At 70.6% G+C, this 20,269-nt stretch carries 15 protein-coding genes and 1 pseudogene; 15 read left to right on the top strand and 1 reads right to left on the bottom strand.

Going from position 1 to position 20,269, the window contains the following annotated elements; all coding sequences use genetic code 11:
- Positions 1–254 precede the first annotated feature (254 nt).
- The 10 genes and pseudogenes from N8I87_RS13715 to N8I87_RS13670 all read left to right on the top strand — a co-directional run bounded on the left by N8I87_RS13715 (position 255) and on the right by N8I87_RS13670 (position 15,686).
- Positions 255–4,292: pseudogene (locus N8I87_RS13715) on the top strand (Rne/Rng family ribonuclease).
- Positions 4,293–4,531: 239 nt separating this feature from the next.
- A complete protein-coding gene (rplU, locus tag N8I87_RS13710; protein WP_100826193.1) occupies positions 4,532–4,852 on the top strand; it encodes a 50S ribosomal protein L21 in 321 nt (106 codons plus the stop codon).
- Between the two features lie 13 nt (positions 4,853–4,865).
- Positions 4,866–5,120, top strand: a complete 255-nt coding sequence (gene rpmA, locus N8I87_RS13705) for a 50S ribosomal protein L27 (RefSeq protein ID WP_023550764.1) — start codon at positions 4,866–4,868, stop codon at positions 5,118–5,120.
- Positions 5,121–5,262: 142 nt separating this feature from the next.
- Positions 5,263–6,711: a GTPase ObgE gene (obgE, locus tag N8I87_RS13700; RefSeq protein ID WP_263208699.1), complete on the top strand. Its 1,449-nt coding sequence runs from the start codon at positions 5,263–5,265 to the stop codon at positions 6,709–6,711.
- 184 nt (positions 6,712–6,895) lie between these two features.
- Positions 6,896–7,174: a hypothetical protein gene (locus tag N8I87_RS13695; protein WP_263208697.1), complete on the top strand. Its 279-nt coding sequence runs from the start codon at positions 6,896–6,898 to the stop codon at positions 7,172–7,174.
- 184 nt (positions 7,175–7,358) lie between these two features.
- The gene (locus N8I87_RS13690; protein WP_263208695.1) at positions 7,359–8,906 is read left to right on the top strand and encodes an alkaline phosphatase D family protein; all 1,548 of its coding nucleotides are present in this window, start codon (positions 7,359–7,361) and stop codon (positions 8,904–8,906) included.
- A 104-nt stretch (positions 8,907–9,010) separates the two neighbouring features.
- The gene (locus N8I87_RS13685) at positions 9,011–10,183 is read left to right on the top strand and encodes a hypothetical protein (RefSeq protein ID WP_263208693.1); all 1,173 of its coding nucleotides are present in this window, start codon (positions 9,011–9,013) and stop codon (positions 10,181–10,183) included.
- A 209-nt stretch (positions 10,184–10,392) separates the two neighbouring features.
- Positions 10,393–11,892 carry a bifunctional cytidylyltransferase/SDR family oxidoreductase gene (locus N8I87_RS13680; RefSeq protein WP_263208691.1) on the top strand — a complete coding sequence of 500 codons (1,500 nt, stop codon included), beginning with the start codon at positions 10,393–10,395 and terminating at the stop codon, positions 11,890–11,892.
- Between the two features lie 179 nt (positions 11,893–12,071).
- Positions 12,072–14,153: a CDP-glycerol glycerophosphotransferase family protein gene (locus N8I87_RS13675; RefSeq protein ID WP_263216445.1), complete on the top strand. Its 2,082-nt coding sequence runs from the start codon at positions 12,072–12,074 to the stop codon at positions 14,151–14,153.
- 297 nt (positions 14,154–14,450) lie between these two features.
- Positions 14,451–15,686 (top strand): glycosyltransferase family 2 protein, encoded by a 1,236-nt coding sequence (locus N8I87_RS13670; protein WP_411577226.1) that lies wholly within the window; start codon positions 14,451–14,453, stop codon positions 15,684–15,686.
- A gap of 65 nt (positions 15,687–15,751) precedes the next feature.
- Here the strand turns inward: N8I87_RS13670 and N8I87_RS44005 are convergent, their stop codons facing one another.
- Positions 15,752–15,913, bottom strand: a complete 162-nt coding sequence (locus N8I87_RS44005; protein WP_317633558.1) for an AfsR/SARP family transcriptional regulator — start codon at positions 15,911–15,913, stop codon at positions 15,752–15,754.
- A gap of 29 nt (positions 15,914–15,942) precedes the next feature.
- On the opposite strand from N8I87_RS44005, the gene N8I87_RS13660 reads away from it, so the two are divergent.
- The 5 genes from N8I87_RS13660 (at position 15,943) to N8I87_RS13640 (ending at position 20,233) form a co-directional block, all read left to right on the top strand.
- Positions 15,943–16,362, top strand: a complete 420-nt coding sequence (locus N8I87_RS13660; protein WP_263208689.1) for a phospholipase D-like domain-containing protein — start codon at positions 15,943–15,945, stop codon at positions 16,360–16,362.
- A 115-nt stretch (positions 16,363–16,477) separates the two neighbouring features.
- Positions 16,478–17,584 (top strand): glutamate 5-kinase, encoded by a 1,107-nt coding sequence (proB, locus tag N8I87_RS13655; protein ID WP_263216442.1) that lies wholly within the window; start codon positions 16,478–16,480, stop codon positions 17,582–17,584.
- A 122-nt stretch (positions 17,585–17,706) separates the two neighbouring features.
- Positions 17,707–18,135, top strand: coding sequence for a DUF8830 family protein (locus N8I87_RS13650; protein ID WP_263208687.1), 429 nt, complete (start codon positions 17,707–17,709; stop codon positions 18,133–18,135).
- A gap of 149 nt (positions 18,136–18,284) precedes the next feature.
- The gene (locus N8I87_RS13645) at positions 18,285–19,571 is read left to right on the top strand and encodes a glutamate-5-semialdehyde dehydrogenase (RefSeq protein WP_263208685.1); all 1,287 of its coding nucleotides are present in this window, start codon (positions 18,285–18,287) and stop codon (positions 19,569–19,571) included.
- Between the two features lie 98 nt (positions 19,572–19,669).
- Positions 19,670–20,233, top strand: a complete 564-nt coding sequence (locus tag N8I87_RS13640; RefSeq protein WP_491743935.1) for an SCO2584 family spore wall biosynthesis protein — start codon at positions 19,670–19,672, stop codon at positions 20,231–20,233.
- Positions 20,234–20,269 lie beyond the last annotated feature (36 nt).

Raw genomic sequence — 20,269 nt, 5'->3', positions numbered from 1 at the left:
GTCGTAGCGCCGCCCTCGTACTCGGGAGCCACCTGGGTCGGGCAGCGCACCGACCAGAAGACTTTCGCCAGGCCGTACGCGACATGGCGTACGGAACCGGCGAGACAGGACACGGAGAGCTCCCGTGCGGCGCCCGCGCCCCGGACGGCGGCCATCGCGCATCGCGCGGGCCGCGGACGTCAACGGCGGTCGATCGATCCGATCGACGCCGGACCAGGCGCGGCGCCCGGGAGCCTGACGGGAGAAACGCCCGCATGCTCGAACCGACCGAACCCAACGAGGGTTCCGAACTGACCACCCCCAGCGACACCCTGCCGCCGCGGAGGCGGCGCCGTGCCGCATCCCGCCCGGCGGGACCGCCCGCCGAGGCAGGGGCCGCGACCGAGGTCGTCACGTCGGCCATACCGGCCGCCGAGACCACCGAACTCGCTCAGACCGAGGAGAAGGCCGAGGCCGAGGCCGTCGAGGCGGCTGCCGCCGTCGAGGAGGCCGCGCCGGTCGCTCGTACGCGTCGTCGTGCGACGCGTCGTGCTTCCGCGCCTGCTGGTGCGCCTGCGTCTGCCGAGGTTGCCGAGGCCGTCGTTCCGTTTGTCGAGGAGAAGGCCGAGGCTGAGGTCGAGGCCGTCGAGGCGCCTGTGGCTGGCGAGGAGGCCGCGCCGGTTGCTCGTACGCGTCGTCGTGCGACGCGTCGTGCTTCCGCGCCCGCCGGTGCGCCTGCGTCTGCTGAGGCTGTCGAGGCCGTTGTGCCCGCGGCTGAGGAGAAGGCCGAGGCCGAGGCCGAGGTCGTCGAGGAAGCGGCGCCGGTTGCTCGTACGCGTCGTCGTGCCACTCGCCGTACCTCCGCGCCCGCCGGTGCGCCTGCGTCCGCTGAGGCCGTAGTGCCCGCCGCCGAGGAGAAGCCGGAGGCCGAAGTGGTCGAGGCGGCGACTGAGGAGGCTGTGCCGGTCGCCCGTACGCGTCGTCGGGCCGGCCGCCGTGCCTCCGCGCCCGCCGGTGCTCCCGCCGTCGAGGAGGCCGCCGCGGCCCCCGTCGCCGAGTCCGCCGAGCAGGCCGAGGCCGCTGTGCCCGCGACGGTCGCCGTCGAGGCCCCCGCCGTCGAAGCGGCCGCCGAGGACGCCGCGCCGCGTCGCTCCCGGCGCCGGGTCGTGCGTCAGGCCGCGTCCGGGTTCTCCGAGCCCGCGCCGCAGCCCGCCCAGGCGGTCGCCGCCGAGCCCGCCGAGTCCGCGGAGCCCGAGTCGCGCCGTCCGGCGCGGCCCGCCGTGGCCGTGTTCCAGGCGCCCGTGTTCACCGAACCGAAGTTCCAGACCCCGGAGCGGGCCGCCGCCGAAGCTGCCGCCGAGGCGGCCGAGACCGAGGAGACCGAGGAGCTCACGGAGGAGCCGGCCGGCCCGCGCCGCCGTCGCCGCCGCCGGGGCGCCGGTTACGGCGAGGAGACCGAGACCCGGGCCGTCGAGACCCCCGCCGAGACCCCCGTCGAGGACGGGACCGAGGAGGCCGAGGAGCCGGAGGACTCGGTCGAGGACGCCGCCGAGGGCGACGAGGCCGAGGAGACCGGTGCGCGCCGTCGCCGCCGGCGTGGTGGCCGCCGTCGCCGCCGCGGCGAGGCCGGTGAGGGCGCGGACGCCGAGTCCGACGAACTCGCCGCCGAGCAGGCCGAGCAGGACGCCGAGGACACCGCCGAGCAGGAGGAAGAGGACGCCGAGGAGGCCCACGCCGACGAGGGCGGCTCCGCCGGCAGCCGTCGTCGCCGCCGCGCGCCGTCGTCGCGCCGGTGACACCTCCGCCGACGCCGAGCCCGGCGAGGGCGACCCGGAGCGCACGGTCGTCAAGGTCCGCGAGCCCCGCAAGCCCGCCGAGCCGTCCGACGAGGTGCAGTCCATCAAGGGCTCGACCCGTCTGGAGGCCAAGAAGCAGCGCCGCCGGGAAGGCCGTGAGCAGGGCCGCCGACGCGTCCCGATCATCACCGAGGCGGAGTTCCTGGCCCGTCGCGAGGCCGTCGAGCGCGTGATGGTCGTCCGGCAGAGCGGCGAGCGCACGCAGATCGGTGTCCTCGAGGACGGCGTGCTCGTCGAGCACTACGTCAACAAGGAGCAGTCGACCTCGTACGTCGGCAACGTCTACCTGGGCAAGGTCCAGAACGTGCTGCCGTCGATGGAGGCCGCCTTCATCGACATCGGCAAGGGCCGCAACGCGGTGCTCTACGCCGGTGAGGTCAACTTCGAGGCGCTGGGCATGGCGAACGGCCCGCGGCGCATCGAGTCCGCCCTGAAGTCCGGCCAGTCCGTCCTCGTCCAGGTGACGAAGGACCCGATCGGCCACAAGGGCGCCCGCCTGACCAGCCAGGTCTCCCTCCCGGGCCGTTACCTCGTGTACGTCCCCGAGGGCTCGATGACCGGCATCAGCCGCAAGCTGCCCGACACCGAGCGCGCGCGGCTGAAGACCATCCTCAAGAAGATCGTCCCCGAGGACGCGGGCGTCATCGTGCGCACCGCCGCCGAGGGCGCGAGCGAGGACGAGCTGCGCCGGGACGTCGAGCGGCTGCAGGCGCAGTGGGAGGACATCCGGAAGAAGGCCAAGAGCGGCGGCGGCTCGAGTGCGCCCTCGCTGCTGTACGGCGAGCCGGACATGACCGTCCGGGTCGTGCGCGACATCTTCAACGAGGACTTCTCCAAGGTCGTCGTCAGCGGTGACGACGCCTGGGAGACCATCCACGGGTACGTCTCGCACGTCGCCCCGGACCTCGCCGAGCGGCTGTCGAAGTGGACCTCCGAGGTCGACGCCTTCGCCACCTACCGGATCGACGAGCAGCTCGCCAAGGCGCTGGACCGCAAGGTCTGGCTGCCCAGCGGCGGTTCGCTGGTGATCGACCGGACCGAGGCGATGGTCGTCGTCGACGTCAACACCGGCAAGTTCACCGGCCAGGGCGGCAACCTCGAGGAGACCGTCACCAGGAACAACCTGGAGGCGGCCGAGGAGATCGTCCGCCAGCTGCGGCTGCGCGACCTCGGCGGCATCATCGTCATCGACTTCATCGACATGGTGCTGGAGTCCAACCGGGATCTCGTCCTGCGGCGTCTGCTGGAGTGCCTGGGCCGGGACCGTACGAAGCACCAGGTGGCCGAGGTGACCTCGCTGGGCCTCGTCCAGATGACCCGCAAGCGGGTCGGCCAGGGGCTGCTGGAGTCCTTCTCGGAGACCTGCGTCCACTGCAACGGCCGTGGCGTGATCGTCCACATGGAGCAGCCGACGTCCGTCGGGGGCGGCGGCAAGCGCAAGAAGCGTGGCCGTGGCGGCGACGGACATGTGCACGAGCACGAGGCCGTCGTCATGGAGGCCGCCGAGACCGCCGAGCAGGAGGCCGAGAGCGAGGCGGAGGCCATGGCCGAGGTCGTGGCCGAGGTCGCCGAGCCCGTCGCGCTGCCCGTGCCGGACATGACGCCGGACGAGGAGCTGTACAGCAGCGTCGCCGAGGCGGAGGCCGCGGCCACCCGTGGCCGTACGCGCCGTCGGGCGAGCCGCCGCGCCTCGGCTCCGGCGGGCGCGCCCAAGAAGCAGTCGGCGAAGAGGAGGCCTTGTCGGGCGACGCCGTGAAGGCGGAGGCCGAGGCGGAGGTCGTCGAGGTGCCCACCGCCCAGGCGGTCCCGGCCGCGGCGGAGGCCGCGCGTCCGGTGCAGCCGGAGCCGGCCGCCGAGGCGCTCGCCGAGCCCGCCGCCGTGGAGGACGCGGTGGTCGCCGCGGCGCCGGCCGAGGAGGCCGCGCCCAAGGGCCGTACGCGCCGTCGTGCTACCCGGAAGGTGTCGGCGCCCGCCGGTTCCCCCGCGGGTGCCGAGGCGGCCGTGGTGACGGTCGCCGAGGCCGCGCCCGAGGCCGAGGCCCCGGCGGCCCCCGCGGAGCAGGCTCAGGCCGTGGCTCCGGCCGAGGAGGCGCCCGTGGAGAGCGCCGCCCCGGCCCGCCCGCGCCGCCGTGCGGTGCGCAAGGCCACCGCGCCCACCGCGTCCGAGGAGGCGGCCGTCGTGGTCGTCCCGTCGGCGGAGGCGCAGGAGCCCGGTGCCGCCGAGGCGGAGGCCGAGGAAGCCGCTCCGGCCAAGAAGGCGGCTGCCCGCAAGACCGCCAAGAAGGCGACCGCGAAGAAGGCCGCCACCAAGAAGACCGCGGCCAAGAAGACGGTCGCGGCCAAGAAGACGACGGCCAAGAAGGCGGCCAAGACCGCCAAGACGGCCGCCGCCAAGACGGCCGCCGCCAAGTCGACGGCGAAGAAGACCACGGTCTCCGCCGCCGCCGACGAGGCCTGACAAGGCCCGAAGCGAGGGGGCGGCCGGTCCCGGTGACCGGCCGCCCCCTGCGGGACCCGGCCCGGTTTGACCCCCTCGCCATGGCCCCGTAACCTTGACCGTCGGCGTGTCCACTGAACACGCCACATCCCCGTAAACCTCTTCCTCCCGGGCACACGGTTGGCCGGGAGAGGTCGCCCGTGACCATGCTGGGCGGCTGGCCTGCGGGGGTGCCGTTTCCGAGCGAGAGAGAGATCCGCGTGTACGCCATCGTGCGCAGCGGTGGTCGCCAGCACAAGGTTGCTGTCGGCGACATCGTTGAGGTTGACAAGATTTCCACTGCCAAGGTTGGCGACACGGTCGAGCTCTCGACCCTGCTCGTTGTCGACGGCGACGCTGTGACCAGCGACCCGTGGGTGCTGGCCGGCATCAAGGTCCAGGCCGAGGTCGTGGACCACCACAAGGGCCAGAAGATCGACATTCTGCGCTACAAGAACAAGACCGGCTACCGTCGTCGCCAGGGCCACCGCCAGCAGTACACGGCGATCAAGGTCACCGCGATCCCCGCGGCTGCGAAGTAAGGACTGAGGAGACATGGCACACAAGAAGGGCGCATCGTCCACCCGGAACGGTCGCGACTCCAATGCCCAGCGGCTCGGCGTGAAGCGCTTCGGCGGTCAGGTCGTCAACGCGGGTGAGATCCTGGTCCGCCAGCGCGGCACCCACTTCCACCCGGGCGCCGGCGTCGGCCGTGGCGGCGACGACACGCTGTTCGCGCTGCAGGCCGGTGCGGTGGAGTTCGGTACCCACCGTGGCCGCAAGGTCGTGAACATCGTTCCGGTCGCCTGATTTCAGGCCTGAACCGAACGCTTTCGCGAGGCGGACCTCACTTCCCGGTCGGGAAGGCGGGTCCGCCTTTCGCGTGTTACCCAAAGAGATACCCCGTACTCCCCCAGCCTTCGGCCGGGGGGACCCCCAGGAGGCACTGACCATGACCACCTTCGTGGACCGCGTCGATCTGCATGTCGCCGCGGGTAACGGAGGTCACGGCTGTGCCTCCGTCCACCGAGAGAAGTTCAAGCCGCTGGGCGGACCCGACGGCGGCAACGGCGGGCGCGGCGGCGATGTGATCCTCACCGTCGACCAGTCGGTCACCACGCTTCTCGACTACCACCACTCCCCGCACCGCAAGGCCACCAACGGCAAGCCGGGCGAGGGCGGCAACCGCTCCGGCAAGGACGGCCAGGACCTGGTCCTGCCGGTGCCGGACGGCACGGTCGTCCTCGACAAGGCGGGCAATGTCCTCGCCGACCTGATCGGGCACGGCACGTCGTACGTCGCCGCGCAGGGCGGCCGGGGCGGCCTCGGCAACGCGGCGCTGGCGTCGGCCCGCCGCAAGGCGCCCGGCTTCGCGCTGCTGGGTGAGCCGGGGGACCTCCAGGACATCGTCCTGGAGCTGAAGACGGTCGCCGACGTGGCGCTGGTCGGCTACCCGAGCGCGGGCAAGTCCTCGCTGATCTCGGTGCTCAGCGCGGCCAAGCCGAAGATCGCCGACTACCCCTTCACGACCCTCGTGCCGAACCTGGGCGTGGTGACCGCGGGCGCGACCGTGTACACCATCGCCGATGTGCCGGGACTGATCCCGGGCGCCAGCCAGGGCAAGGGCCTTGGCCTGGAGTTCCTGCGGCACGTGGAGCGGTGCAGCGTGCTGGTGCATGTGCTGGACACGGCGACCCTGGAGTCCGACCGCGACCCGGTCTCCGACCTCGATGTCATCGAGGAGGAGCTGAAGCAGTACGGCGGCCTCGACAACCGTCCCCGGATCGTCGTCCTGAACAAGGTCGACGTGCCGGACGGCAAGGACCTGGCCGAGATGGTCCGGCCCGACCTGGAGGAGCGCGGCTACCGCGTCTTCGAGGTGTCGGCGGTGGCCCACATCGGTCTGAAGGAGCTGACGTACGGCCTCGGCGACCTGGTCGCCAGGGCGCGCGCCGCGAAGCCGAAGGAGGAGGCGACGCGGATCGTCATCCGGCCCAAGGCCGTGGACGACGCGGGCTTCACCGTGACGCGCGAGGAGGTCGGCGGCGAGGAACTGTTCCGGGTGCGCGGCGAGAAGCCCGAACGCTGGGTCCGTCAGACCGACTTCAACAACGACGAGGCCGTGGGCTACCTTGCCGACCGTCTCAACCGCCTCGGTGTCGAGGAGGAGTTGATGAAGGCGGGCGCCCGCTCCGGCGACGGCGTCGCCATCGGCCCCGAGGAGAACGCGGTCGTCTTCGACTGGGAGCCCTCGGTCATGGCCGGCGCGGAGATGCTCGGCCGGCGCGGCGAGGACCACCGGCTGGAGGAGCAGCGCCCCGCGGCGCAGCGCCGCCGGGACCGGCAGGCCGAGCGGGACGAGGCCTTCCAGGAGTTCGACAGCTTCGATCCGTTCGAGTGACGTACCAGGAGCCGGGCCACTGATGAAGACGTCCTCGGTTCCGGGCCGCTGCTGAGGCGGTGAACGCCGGGGAGACCCGGCGCGCGCTCCAGTGCGACCCCGTCGCGCTCCGGTGAGTCGTACAGGGCGTCGCGGACGAGGATCTTGTCCTCTCCGCGGGGCAACTGCCTTTCCCGGAGCCGATGTGCCCTGGGCTTCCTCGACGAGCACCCACCGTACGGTCGTGGTGGCCACGGCCCTGTTCGCCGCGACGGCCGCGACCACCGCGACGCTGCCGGCCGCTCATGCGCGGCCCTCGGCGGCCCATGCCGCCAAGGCCCTGAAGCAGGACGTCGACGGAGCCCTCGGCCAAGAAGGTGTTCAGCTTCACCTCCGCCGGGATACCCCCACCGGCTCGTTCAGCTTCGGCGGCGGGGCCCTCGGCACTGTCACGTCCGGCGCGCGGCTCGGCTCCGCCTCCTGAATGCGCGTCGCATTTCGATCTACCGTCAGACCCGTTGCGGCACAAGGGTGTTGTGTGCCGCAACGGGTCTTCCGTTGTCTGCTTGTTTGTCATGCCCGCGAAGGCTCCCGTTCGGCGGACGGACCGTCCGGCCATGGGAGCTTCCGAAGGTCCGAAGAGGTCACTGTGGCAAGGGAGTCAGCGAATGACCGCATCATCGCCCGACCGACGCCGCTTCATCACCGCGGGTGCCGCCGTCTTAGGCGCCGCGGCCTCGGCCCAGCTGTGGCTGCCGGCCACCGCCGGGGCGGCCGAAACACCGCTGCCCGACGGTGTGTTCAGCCTCGGTATCGCCTCCGGCGACCCGCTGCCCGACGGCATCGTGCTGTGGACCAGGCTCGCTCCCGACCCGCTGGGCGGCGGCGGTATGCCTGACGCGGTGGTGCCGGTGCAGTGGGAGATGGCCGAGGACGAGGGTTGCAGAAAGACCGTGCGCCGGGGCGTCGCCGAGGCCAGACCCGAGTACGGGCACAGCGTTCACGTGGATGTACGGGGCCTGCGCCCGGGGCGCACCTACTGGTACCGCTTCCGCACCGGCGGCCAGATCTCGCCGACCGGCCGCACCCGCACCGCACCCCACCCGCACAGCAGGGGCGGCTCGCTGCGCATGGCGCTGGCCTCCTGCCAGAACTGGCAGCACGGCTACTTCACCCCGTACGCCGACATGCTCGCCCAGGACCCCGACTTCGTCCTCTTCGTCGGTGACTACATCTACGAGTCCTCGCCCTCGTCGACGGGCGTGCGCCGACACGAGGGCAAGGGGGAGCCGTACACCCTGGTCCAGTACCGCAACCGCTACGCCCAGTACCGCACCGACCCGGACCTCCTGGCGATGCACGCGAGCGCCCCCTGGGTGGTCACCTTCGACGACCACGAGGTCGACAACGACTTCGCCGGCGAGATCCCGCAGGACCCCGGCAAGCAGTCGCACGACGCGTTCGTGGCCCGGCTGACGGCGGCCTACCAGGCGTACTACGAGCACATGCCCGTCCGCGCCACCGCCGTCCCGAACGGACCGCACATCCAGATGTACCGACGTCTGGACTTCGGCCGCCTGGCCCGCGTCAACGTCCTGGACACCCGGCAGTTCCGCAGCGACCAGGCCACCAGCCAGGCCGGGGCCGAGGACCCGTCGATGACGATGCTCGGCGCCGCGCAGAAGGACTGGCTGCTCGACGGGCTGCGGGACTCCCCGGCCCGCTGGAACCTGATCGCCTCCCAGATCATGATGGCCGAGACCGATCTGCTGCTAGGCGAGGGCAAGCTCTGGTTCTACGACGCCTGGGACGGCTACCAGGCCGAACGCAACGCGCTCCTGGCGGATTTCCAGGACGTCCGCAACCCGGTCGTGCTCAGCGGTGACCGGCATCTGACGATGATCAGCGATCTGAAGCTGGACTTCGCCGACCCGGACTCCGACGTCGTCGGTGCCGAGTTCGTCGGTACCTCCATCTCCAGCAACGGGGACCAGGACCAGGCCGCCTTCCACGCCGAGTGGGACCCGCTGAAGGCGGACAACCCGCACTGGAAGGTGATCGACGCCCACCGCGGCTACCACCTGTTCGACATCCGCCGCGACGGCATCGACGCCCAGGTCCGGGTCGTGGACACGGTGGTGAAGCCGCAGGCCACCGCGAGCACGCTGGCGCGGCTGCGGGTGGAGTCGGACGAACCGGGTGTGAACCTGGTCTGACGTTCTGGGGACAACAGTCTCCGACGCTCCCGGGAGGGCCCTGGGCCCTGGACTCACAGCAGTCCCAGGGCCCTCTCAGGTAAGTCTCGTACCGTCCGTTGACCATGGAGACGGACGGTACGAGACACGCCCCCGCCCCGCTGCCGCCCGGCACCCGCCTGCTGCACATCGGCCCGCACAAAACCGGGACCACCGCGATCCAGGGCGCGCTGTTCGCCGCGAAGGAGACGATGGCGCGGCACGGCGTCGAGTTCCCGGCCCACAGCAGGCACCCGATGGAGGCCGCGCCGGCCGCCTGCGCCCGGCCCGCGATGATGGGCGACCCCCGGCGCACCGACCGGCACTGGACACGGCTGCTGAAGCAGGTCGAGGCCACCGGGAAACACACCTCGGTGATCAGCAGCGAGTTCTTCGCCGACGCCCCGGACGACGCGACGATCGAGCGGACCGTCGGGCAGCTCGGCGGCGACCGGGTGCACATCCTGATCACGCTGCGCCCGCTGGCGAGGATCATGCCGTCGCAGTGGCAGCAGTATGTGCAGAACGGGCTGCGCATGGGCTACGAGGACCGGCTGGAGCACATGCTCCGCAGGGCCCCGTACGAGAAGCCCGACCCCAGCTTCTGGCGCCGGCACCGGCACGACCGGCTGGTCGAGCGCTGGGCGCGGGCGGTCGGTCCGGAGCGGGTCACCGTCGTGGTGGTCGACGACCGTGACCGGGACGGTCTCCTGCGCACCTTCGAGACGCTGCTCGGACTGCCCCGGAATCTTCTGCAGCCGGTTCCGGACACAGAGAATCGTTCCCTCACCCTGGCCGAGACCGAAATGCTGCGGAATCTTAATGTGGAATTCCGCGGCAATGGACTGCCCGACGAGCTGTATTCCAAGCTCGTTCGCAACGGCGCGGTCATGTATATGAAGAACGCGTGCAGTCCCGCACCGCAGGACGTGAAGATTGCCACGCCCCGGTGGGCACTCGAGGCCGCCGCGGAGATCGGCGCCGGGATGAGCGAGCGGATCGCGGCGCTGGGCGTGCGCGTCCTCGGTGATCCGGCGCCGCTGTCCGCCGTACCGAAGCAGCCGGAATCCGGCCACGCGGTCGCCGACGAGGCGCGGATCTCACCGGAAGCGGCCGCGCAGGCGTTGTACGGGGCGCTCGCCGCGGCCGCCTCGGTCCCCGCCCGCCCGGACCGGGTCCGCACGGTGCACCAGGCGTCGTCGAAGGAACTCGTCCGGGTACTCGGCCATCGCTGCCTCCGGCGACTGCGGCGCCGCTGACAAGCGCCTGCTGCCCCGCTGGGAGTGGACTTACTCACAGCAAATTCACGGGGACTTCCCGGACCCCGTGAGGACGACGGCCATCACCAGGAGTGCAAGGTGAATGGGAGGTTGCGGCCACATATGCAGCGAAGGACGCTCACCTTGCACTGCGGTAACCCGAAGTGGGACCATTTCGAGGTTCCCTGACGCCCCAAGGTAGGTCATCTGTGTCCCAGCACATAGCCAAGCCCCGTACCACCGCAGTGATCCTGGCCGGTGGAACCGGTCAGCGCGTGGGTCTGTCGATCCCCAAGCAGTTGCTGAAGATCGCCGGCAAGGCAGTCATCGAGCACACCCTGACCACCTTCGAGAACGCCGACTCGATCGACGACGTCATCGTGCTGATGGCGCCGGGCTATGTCCCCGACATCGAGAAGATCGTCGCCAAGGCCGGGTTCCGCAAGATCAAGAAGATCATCGAGGGTGGCTCCACCCGGAACGAGACCACCGAGCGCGCCATCGCCGCCCTCGGTGAGGGCCTGGCCGAGGGCGAGGACCTCAACGTCCTGTTCCACGACGCGGTACGCCCCCTGCTGTCGCAGCGCGTCATCGACGACTGCGTCGTCGCGCTGGAGCGCTACCAGGCGGTCGACGTCGCGATCCCGTCCGCGGACACGATCATCGTGACCCGCAAGCACGGCGAGGACGGCGAGTTCATCACCGAGATCCCGGACCGCTCCCGGCTGCGCCGCGGCCAGACCCCGCAGGCCTTCAAGCTGTCCACGATCAAGCGGGCCTACGAGGTCGCGGCCGGCGACCCCAACTTCCAGGCCACGGACGACTGCTCCGTCGTACTCAAGTACCTGCCGGACGTGCCGATCCACGTCGTCGCGGGCGACGAGTACAACATGAAGGTGACCCAGCCGGTCGACGTCTTCATCGCCGACAAGCTCTTCCAGCTCGCCTCCACGGCGGCCCCGGAGCAGAACGGCGAGGAGGCCTACCGCGAGCTCCTCACCGGCAAGACCGTCGTGATCTTCGGTGGTTCGTACGGCATCGGCAAGGACATCGCCGAACTCGCCGAGTCCTACGGCGCCTCCGTGTACGCGCTGGGCCGCTCCACCACCGGCACCCACGTGGAGAACCCGGAGGAGGTCGACGACGCGCTGTCCAAGGCGTACGCCGAGACCGGCCGGATCGACTACGTCGTCAACACCGCGGGCGTGCTGCGCATCGGCAAGCTCGCCGAGACCGACAACGCCACCATCGAGGAGGCGCTGAAGGTCAACTACCTGGCGCCGGTGCAGATCGCCCGCTCCTCGTACAAGTACCTGGCCGAGACCAAGGGCCAGCTGCTGCTCTACACCTCCAGCAGCTACACCCGCGGCCGCGCCGAGTACAGCCTCTACTCCTCGACCAAGGCCGCCATGGTGAATCTCACCCAGGCCCTGTCCGACGAGTGGGCCGGCGACGGCATCCGCGTCAACTGCATCAACCCGGAGCGCACCGCCACCCCGATGCGCACCAAGGCGTTCGGCCAGGAGCCCGCGGGCACCCTGCTCTCCTCCGAGGCCGTGGCCCGCACCTCGCTCGACGTCCTGCTGTCCGAGCTGACCGGCCATGTCATCGACGTCCGTCAGCAGGATCCGACGGCTGCGGCCGGCAAGGCCTCCGGCTTCGAGCAGGCGCTCGCCAGTGTCCTGGACCGTCAGGACGGCGTGGCATAATCAACATCAATTAGGCAACTGAAATTCAGGCCTCTGTGGCTACGCGATCGCGGAGCATTCACAGGGGCCTGAATCCGTAAAGCTCACAGACCCTTCGCAAATTGTCCGCAAGGTCTTATTTCGGCCTTTTTGTCAGCAAAAGGTTATCCGTGATATCCACCGCCATACGCGTCGCCCGGGTGGGCAGCGCGGCCGAGCTGGCCGCGGCGGCCCTCGTGCTGCTGGGCTTCCCGGCGCTCATGCTGGCCGCGCTCGTCCCGAGCGTCTACGCCTTCGCGGCAGCGGCCGCCGTGACATACCTCGCGGACCACTATCTGCACCGCAAGGGCAGCTACCTGATCAACCGCCTCAGCAAGGTGCGGGCCGGCCTGTCGATCCGCTTCCTGATCCGGCAGCTGCTGCTGATCCTGCTGCTGGCACGGCTGTCCCTCCCGGACCACCTGATCTTCTACGGCGCCATCGCCTGCTTCATCGCGTTCTACGGCCTCCAGGCCCCGCACGGCGCGCTGGTCACCCTGATCCGCAACCGCCGCCGGATGCCGGTCGCCACCCGCAACATCGACCTGAAGTCGCGCATCCGCATCCCGGACGCCCCGAGGCGCGGTCTGCTGCACCGCTCCGCGGAGAAGATGCTCCACCTCGACCTCGCGGCCGTCGCCGGTCTGCTGGTCTCGGCGGTCATGGACTCGGCCGTCGTCGGATTCATCGGCATCGGCATCACGATCGCCCTGGGCTCCCTGTACGTCCTCGCGCTCATGCCGTACGTCCGCGGCCGCAAGACCCCGCCGAACGCCGAGAAGGTGCTGGCCGCCGTCGACGACTGGCTGGCCGGCTACAAGCCGGAGACGGTGCTCTACTTCTCCGGTTCCAAGGACTCCGCGTACCAGGTCAACATGTGGCTGGAGACGATGGAGCGGCTGGAGACCCGCCCGCTGGTCGTCCTGCGCGAGCGCGTCATCCTGAACAACCTCGCCCCGACCACGGTCCCCGTCATCTGTGTGCCCGGAGGCGTGCACCTGATGAACCTGGACCTGTCCACCGTGCGCGTCGCCCTCTACGCGGCGAACGTCGGCAAGAACATCCACCTGCTGCGCGTCCCGACCATGAAGCACGTCTTCATCGGCCACGGCGACAGCGACAAGCTGGCCAGCGTCAACCCGTTCAGCAAGGTGTACGACGAGGTGTGGACCGCCGGCCGCGCGGGCCGCGACCGCTACGCCATCGCCGACGTCGGTGTCCGCGACGACGACATCGTGGAGGTCGGCCGTCCGCAGCTGGCGCCGATCCAGACGTGGCAGGGCGTGCCGGACGATCGCATCCCGACCGTCCTCTACGCGCCGACCTGGGAGGGCTGGGACGGCAACCCCGGCAACACCTCGATCGTGCTCGCCGGCGAGAACATCGTGAAGAAGCTGGTGAAGGCCGACCCGCCGGTCCGCGTCCTGTACAAGCCGCACCCCTTCACCGGCACCGTCAGCGCCGAGGCCGGCGCCGCGCACCGGCGGATCACGGCCCTGGTCGAGAAGGCCGCCGCCGAGCGCGCCGCCGACGCCCGGTTCACCGCCGACGCTGCCGCCCAGGCGCGGGCCACGGCCGAGCTGACCCGTATCGAGGCCCGTATCGCCGAGCTGTCCGGCACCGGCGGCGACAAGGGCGACGAGGCCGAGGCCAGCCGTGACGGCATGGTCGACGTCAAGAAGCACGAGGAGATCGCCCGGCTGCGCGCCGAGTGGGACGCCGCGTACTGGCGCTCGTTCCCCGCGTACGAGCACCGGGTCATCACCGGCGCCGAGCCGCGGCTGTACGACTGCTTCAACGTCTCCGACGCGATGGTCTCCGACATCTCCTCCGTGGTCTCCGACTTCATCGCGAGCGGCAAGCCCTACGCCGTCACGGACTCCGCCGAGCTGGGCGCGGAGGAGTTCAAGCGGCAGAACACGGCCGTGCGCGCCGCGGTGATCCTGTCCAACGGCGCGGGCGAGCTGGGCGGACTGCTGGACGCGGTCCGCGACCCCTCGGCCGATCCGCTGGCGGCGGAGCGGGGGGAGCTCAAGCGCTATCTGCTGGGCCCGGACGAGCCGAAGTCCATCGACCAGTTCAACGCGGCGGTGGCGGACCTCGCCCTCAAGGCCGAGACCCGCAACGTGGGCCAGGAGGCCCGCGCCGCGGCCGGCACCGCGGACGAGATCGAACTCGCGGACGTGCTGCCCGGACAGCGGCTGTCGTCCACGGGTGACACGGACGGTGTGACCGCGGGCTGACGCCCCGACCGATCGACAAGAAGGGGCCTGGCCCCGAGGAGCGATCCTCGGGGCCAGGCCCCTTTGTGCTGGGATCCGCCCTGACCTGCGGATTCAGGTCTCTTACCGTTCCCTCTTACTCCCGTTTCGCCTTGACGATGAGCATCTCTTACCGGCCGTCCGTACTGTCCGATGTCACCCGCAGACCCCCTGTCGATCCGCTCGTCATGTGACATAGGCCACTGAACGTGTGCGGTGAAGCAACCGCTTCCCCCTGTTCACCGTCTAACAAGTTGCGATTAAGGCGATTCAGGGGAAATGTTCCGTTGGCAAGGGGGAGCCGTGACCGTCGTGACGCAGCCTGATGTGACTGTGATCATCGGGGCGTACGAAGCAATGCCGTACCTGGTCGAGTGCCTGGCGTCCGTCGAGGCGCAGACCATCGACCCGGGACGTCTCGAGGTCATAGCGGTCGACGACGGTTCGACGGACGGCACAGGGGAGTACCTGGAGGAGTTCGCGGCCCGTGCGCCCATGACGGTCACGGTGGTCCGGCAGGAGAACTCCGGCGGCCCGAGCGGGCCGCGCAACGTCGGCCTCGGCAAGGCTTCCGGGCGGTACGTGTTCTTCCTCGACGCCGACGACCGGCTCGGCCCCGAGGCGCTGGAGCGCATGGTCGCCATGGCCGACAAGAACGGCACCGATGTGGTCCTGGGCAAGGTCGAGGGGATCAACCGGACCCCGCCGAAGTCGATGTGGGGCAAGACCCTCGACCGTACCGACGTCTTCTCGTCCAACATCAAGTTCACCCTGAGCGCCCAGAAGCTCTTCCGCCGCGAACTGCTCGAACGGCACGGGATGCGGTTCGACGAGTCCCTGTGGACCGGCGAGGACGCGCTGTTCACGATGGAGGCGTATCTGCGGGCCGACGGGGTCTCCGTGGTCGCCGACTACCCCTGCTACTACCTGGTGGGCCGCGAGGACGGCAAGCACGTCACGAAGAGCGGCAGCTACACGCTCCGCTTCGACTCCGCGCGGGCCCTGATGAACCTGATCGCCAAGATGGTCCCCGCGGGCCCCAAGCGCGACACGCTCATGGTCCGGCCCTTCCTGATCACCTTGCTTCCGCAGTTCGGCCCCAAGTTCCTGACGGACGCCGAAGAGGTCCGCAGGAACAAGTTCGAGCTGGCCAAGCCGTTGATGGATGCCTACTGGACGCCCGAAGTGGCCCGCCGCCTCAAGGTCCACGAGCGGCTGCGTCTGCACCTGGTGGCCGCGCAGCGTCCCGAACTGCTGCTGGACGTCGTGAAGTTCGTCAAGGCGAAGAAGCAGGCCGCAGCCGTCCTGGAGAAGCGCGGCACCCGCGTCTACCTCGTCTACCCGCACTTCCGGTCCAGGGCCGCCGGCATCCCCGACCACGTCTACCTCGCCGAAGCCCGCGAGGCCCGAGCCTTCGAGGGCTACCGGGAGGCCGCCGCCAACTCCTTCCCGCGCCGGGCGCTCAGGAAGATACGGCGGATACTGCCGAGCGGAGGGTTCGGAGTGGCAGCCTGAGCGGCGGGTGCGGCCACGGCCGTCGGTGCCAGGGCGCGTAGGCGAGCCTGCTCGACAGTGCTGTATCAGGTTCTCAGGAACTCGGGTGTATCGGTGCGAATCCGTTGATGGGTGGCGCAAAGAATGCTGTCCGGCTCCAACCCGAGTTCCTGGACCAGATGGTGACGGGTCGTCTGGAACAGCCTCAGTGCTTCGGCGCGTCTGCCTGATCGGTGCAGCGCCGTCACGAGCACGCTCGCGCAGCGGATGGTCCCGGATGAGGACGTCGGTCGGTACGCCCACGGGGCGCACCCAGATCCGCATCGGGGCGTGGGACCTCACCCGCACCGGGATCGCGAAGAAGCTCCGGCAACCGGCGGACCGGAACTGCTGGGTCGACATCGTCCACCGTCACCTGGGCGCCGGCGTCGCCGACACCCTGCCCGGCCACGACCGGATCAAGCTCTACGAACTGAACCAGGACGACGGCGGCCTCATCCATTCGAAGTACATGCTGATCGAGGGCACGTACGCGGGCCAGAAGGACACCAAGTGGGTGTTCACCGGCAGCCCCGACTACGACGTGTCATCGCTGCGTGAGGACGACGAGGCGCTGCTGCGGCTCAAGAGCAACAGCATCCACGACCAGTACAAGTCCAACTTCGTGTCGATGCGCACGGTCGTCCGAGGCTGCTGACGGACCTGCCTCTGTCCGCGAACTGGACCGTCTCCCGGCCCGGTGGTCCCCTTCGCGTAGATTGTTGCCACGCGCAAGGGAGTGGAGACAGCACGTGGCAAGGGCAAGGCAGGCCGTGGGCGAGGCCCGCAGGATCGTCGTCAAGATCGGCTCCTCGTCGCTGACCACCGCGTCGGGCGGCCTGGACGCCGACCGCGTCGACGCGCTCGTCGACGTCCTCGCCAAGAGCCGCAGCGGGGGAGAGAAGGAGATCGTCCTCGTCTCCTCCGGTGCCATCGCCGCGGGCCTCGCGCCGCTGGGCCTGCGCCGCCGCCCCAAGGACCTCGCCCGCCAGCAGGCCGCCGCCAGCGTCGGCCAGGGCCTGCTCGTGGCCCGCTACACCGCCTCCTTCGCCCGCTACGGCGTCCGCGTCGGCCAAGTCCTGCTCACCTCGGACGACATGAGCCGCCGCGCCCACCACCGCAACGCCTCCCGCACCCTCGACAAGCTGCTCGCGATGGGCGCGTTCCCGATCGTGAACGAGAACGACACCGTCGCCACCGACGAGATCCGCTTCGGCGACAACGACCGCCTCGCCGCCCTCGTGGCCCACCTCGTCCACGCCGACCTGCTGGTCCTGCTCTCGGACGTCGACGGCGTGTACGACGGCGACCCCAGCAGGCCCGGGACCTCTCGGATAGCGGAAGTACGGGGGCCCGAGGACCTCGCCCACGTCGAGATCGGCAGCGCCGGCAAGGCAGGCGTCGGCACCGGCGGCATGGTCACCAAGGTCGAGGCCGCCCGGATCGCGGCCGCCGCCGGCATCCCCGTGGTGCTCACGAGCGCGATCCACGCGGCCGACGCCCTTGCCGGCGGGGACACCGGCACCTGCTTCCACCCCACCGGCAAGCGCTCCGCCGACCGCCTGCTGTGGCTGCAGCACGCCTCCACCCCACAGGGCCACCTCACCCTCGACGACGGCGCGGTGCGCGCGGTCGTGAAGGGTCGCAAGTCGCTGCTGCCGGCCGGAATCGCCGCCGTCGAGGGCGAGTTCGGCGCCGGTGACCCGGTCGAGCTGCGCGACGCCGAAGGGCACGCGGTGGCGCGCGGGCTCGTCAACTTCGACGCCAAGGAGATCCCCCAGCTGATCGGACGTTCGACACGGGAACTGGCCCGGGAACTGGGTCCGGCGTACGAACGCGAGGTCGTACACAGGGACGACCTGGTGATCCTCCACCCGTAAACCGGGGCGTAACGACCGCCCCCGGTGGGGGACGTTCCGTAAAACCGCCCCGCGGAGCCGTGCGGCCTGCTCAACTTTCTCTCAGGAACACGTTCCCGAGTCGCTGCGTGAAGGAGGCCGTCGTGAGACGAGTGCGCCCTGGGGCGGCGGCGTCCCGTGGTGCTCTGACGAGCGTCGCGGCCGGGGACACCTACGAGGAGCCCAAGGACCTGCCGCGCTTGTGGCATGTCACCCTCAGCGTCTCCGGGGAGGAAGTCCCCCTGAAGGACCTGCGGCGCGCCCTGGAACAGCTCGCTCATGACCACCCCTTCCTGCTGACCAGCCGGTACGCCAACGACCACGCGGAGATCCGCTACTGGGAAGAGGCACGCGACCTGCACGACGCGGCCGCCGTCGCGCTGCGCCTGTGGGGCGAGCACCGCCAGACCGCCGGGCTCCCCGCCTGGGAGATCGTCGGCCTGGAGGTCATCGACCGCGAGACCTACCACCAGCGCGTCGCCGAGGGCTACGGCCCGCCGCCCGCGACCCCGGTGGGGATTCACCCCTTCTGATCCCTTACGCGTACCCTTCGCTCACTTGAGTGCCCATTCCATGCCGTTATGGGCGTCTTGCATCCTTACGAGCGTTTTGCCCCCTTCATCCCGTCTCGCGGTGTGGAACAACCGACGTCAGGCCCCGGCGGGCGCACTACCCTTCCCTCATGACCACGCTCTCGCCGTACGACGCCATGTCCCCGGTCACCCAGGCCGCCTACCGCGCCAAGGCCGCCGCCGCCGACCTCGCGCCGCTGCCGCGTGCCGTGAAGGACGACGCGCTGCTCGCCATCGCGGACGCCCTGGAGGTCCGTACGAGCGAGATCGTCGAGGCCAACGCCAAGGACATCGCCAAGGCCCGGGAGGCCGGCACCAGCGAGGCCATCGTCGACCGGCTCACCCTCACGCCCGAGCGGGTCCGCGCCATCGCCTCCGACGTGCGGGACGTCGCGGGACTGCCCGACCCGGTCGGCGAGGTCGTCCGCGGCTCCACCCTCCCCAACGGCATCGACCTGCGCCAGGTCCGCGTCCCGCTCGGCGTCGTCGGCATCATCTACGAGGCCCGACCGAACGTCACCGTCGACGCCGCCGCCCTGTGCCTGAAGTCCGGCAACGCCGTCCTGCTGCGCGGCTCGGCCTCCGCCTACGAGTCGAACACCGCCCTCGTCCGGGTGATCCGCGATGCCGTGGGCGGCGCCGGGCTGCCCGCCGACGCCGTCCAGCTCGTGCCGGGGGAGAGCCGCGAGAGCGTGCGCGAGCTGATGCGCGCCCGCGGCCTCGTCGACGTGCTGATCCCGCGCGGTGGCGCCTCGCTGATCCAGACGGTCGTCTCCGAGTCCGTCGTCCCGGTGATCGAGACCGGCACCGGCAACTGCCACGTCTACGTCGACGCCCAGGCCGACATCGACATGGCCGTCGAGATCCTGATCAACTCCAAGGCCCAGCGGGTCAGCGTCTGCAACGCCGCCGAGACCCTCCTGGTCCACCAGGACATCGCCGCCGAGTTCCTGCCGCGCGCCCTGGACGCCCTCGCCGAGGCCGGGGTGACCGTGCACGCCGACGAACGCGTCCTGGCGTATGCCAAGGACTCCAAGGCGACCGTGGTCGAGGCGACCCCGGAGGACTGGGAGACCGAGTACCTCTCGTACGACATCGCCGCCGCCGTCGTCGACTCCCTCGACAAGGCCGTCGAGCACATCCGGCTGTGGACCTCCGGCCACACCGAGGCGATCGTCACCACCTCCCAGCAGGCCGCCCGCCGCTTCACCCAGCTGGTCGACTCCACGACGGTGGCCGTGAACGCCTCCACCCGCTTCACCGACGGAGGCCAGTTCGGCTTCGGCGCGGAGATCGGCATCTCCACGCAGAAGCTGCACGCCCGTGGCCCGATGGGCCTGCCGGAGCTGACCAGCACCAAGTACATCGTCACCGGCGACGGCCACATCCGCCGCTGACGGAGGCCGCCCTCGCGGGCACGTGAGAGGCGTCTCACCAGACGGATGAATTTCCATACCGTCTGCCCAAATTGACCCCCCAGGTCTACTCTGGATCCGTGCCGGAGGACGTGGGGGGCACGCCGTTCCCTGACGGCTGGGAGCCCGACGACGACCACGACCACGGGGTGTCGGACGAAGAGTTCGCCTCCGTGGTCTTCGACGAGGCCTTCGTACGCGCGGCCGTGGTGCACGAGCCGACCGCCGTCGAGCGCCTCCTGGCCGCCGCCCAGGCAAGAGCCGAGGCCGAGGCCCGCCGGGCGCACGCCGCCGGCGAACGCTTCGACGACGGGTACGGCCCCGACGCGCACGATTTCGGCCGCGACCGCGACCTCGACGACCTGGACGACACCGGGGTCCTCGACGACGGCTACGGCGCCCCCGGGACGTACGGCAGGCAGGTCCGCTGGCACCGCCCCGTCGCCTGGGTGCTCGCCCTCGTGATGGGCATCGGCATGGTCGCGCTGGCCTTCGCCGCCGTCTACCGCAGCGCCTCCTCGGGCGACCGGGACCGGGTCCCGCCCCCCGCCTCGACCGGCCTGGAACAAGGCAGTGCGGCGGCTCCCTCCGTGTCCGCCGACACCTCCCAGCCGGCCGTCTCGGCGATCCCGCGCTCGCCCTGAGCTGCCTGTCGTCCTCCTGGTGAGAACCTGTCAGAA

It is taken from the genome of Streptomyces sp. HUAS 15-9 (genome assembly GCF_025642155.1).
GTDB lineage: Bacteria > Actinomycetota > Actinomycetes > Streptomycetales > Streptomycetaceae > Streptomyces.
Note: the sequence above shows the minus strand (reverse complement) of the source record. Positions and strands in the feature narration are given on the sequence as shown.

Coding starts and splice junctions, on each gene's coding strand:
- rpmA (WP_023550764.1), top strand. CDS start 4,866: ATGGCACACAAGAAGGGCGCATCGTCCACCCGGAACGGTCGCGACTCC.
- obgE (WP_263208699.1), top strand. CDS start 5,263: ATGACCACCTTCGTGGACCGCGTCGATCTGCATGTCGCCGCGGGTAAC.
- N8I87_RS13690 (WP_263208695.1), top strand. CDS start 7,359: ATGACCGCATCATCGCCCGACCGACGCCGCTTCATCACCGCGGGTGCC.
- N8I87_RS13685 (WP_263208693.1), top strand. CDS start 9,011: ATGGAGACGGACGGTACGAGACACGCCCCCGCCCCGCTGCCGCCCGGC.
- N8I87_RS13670 (WP_411577226.1), top strand. CDS start 14,451: ATGTTCCGTTGGCAAGGGGGAGCCGTGACCGTCGTGACGCAGCCTGAT.
- N8I87_RS13660 (WP_263208689.1), top strand. CDS start 15,943: ATGAGGACGTCGGTCGGTACGCCCACGGGGCGCACCCAGATCCGCATC.
- N8I87_RS13645 (WP_263208685.1), top strand. CDS start 18,285: ATGACCACGCTCTCGCCGTACGACGCCATGTCCCCGGTCACCCAGGCC.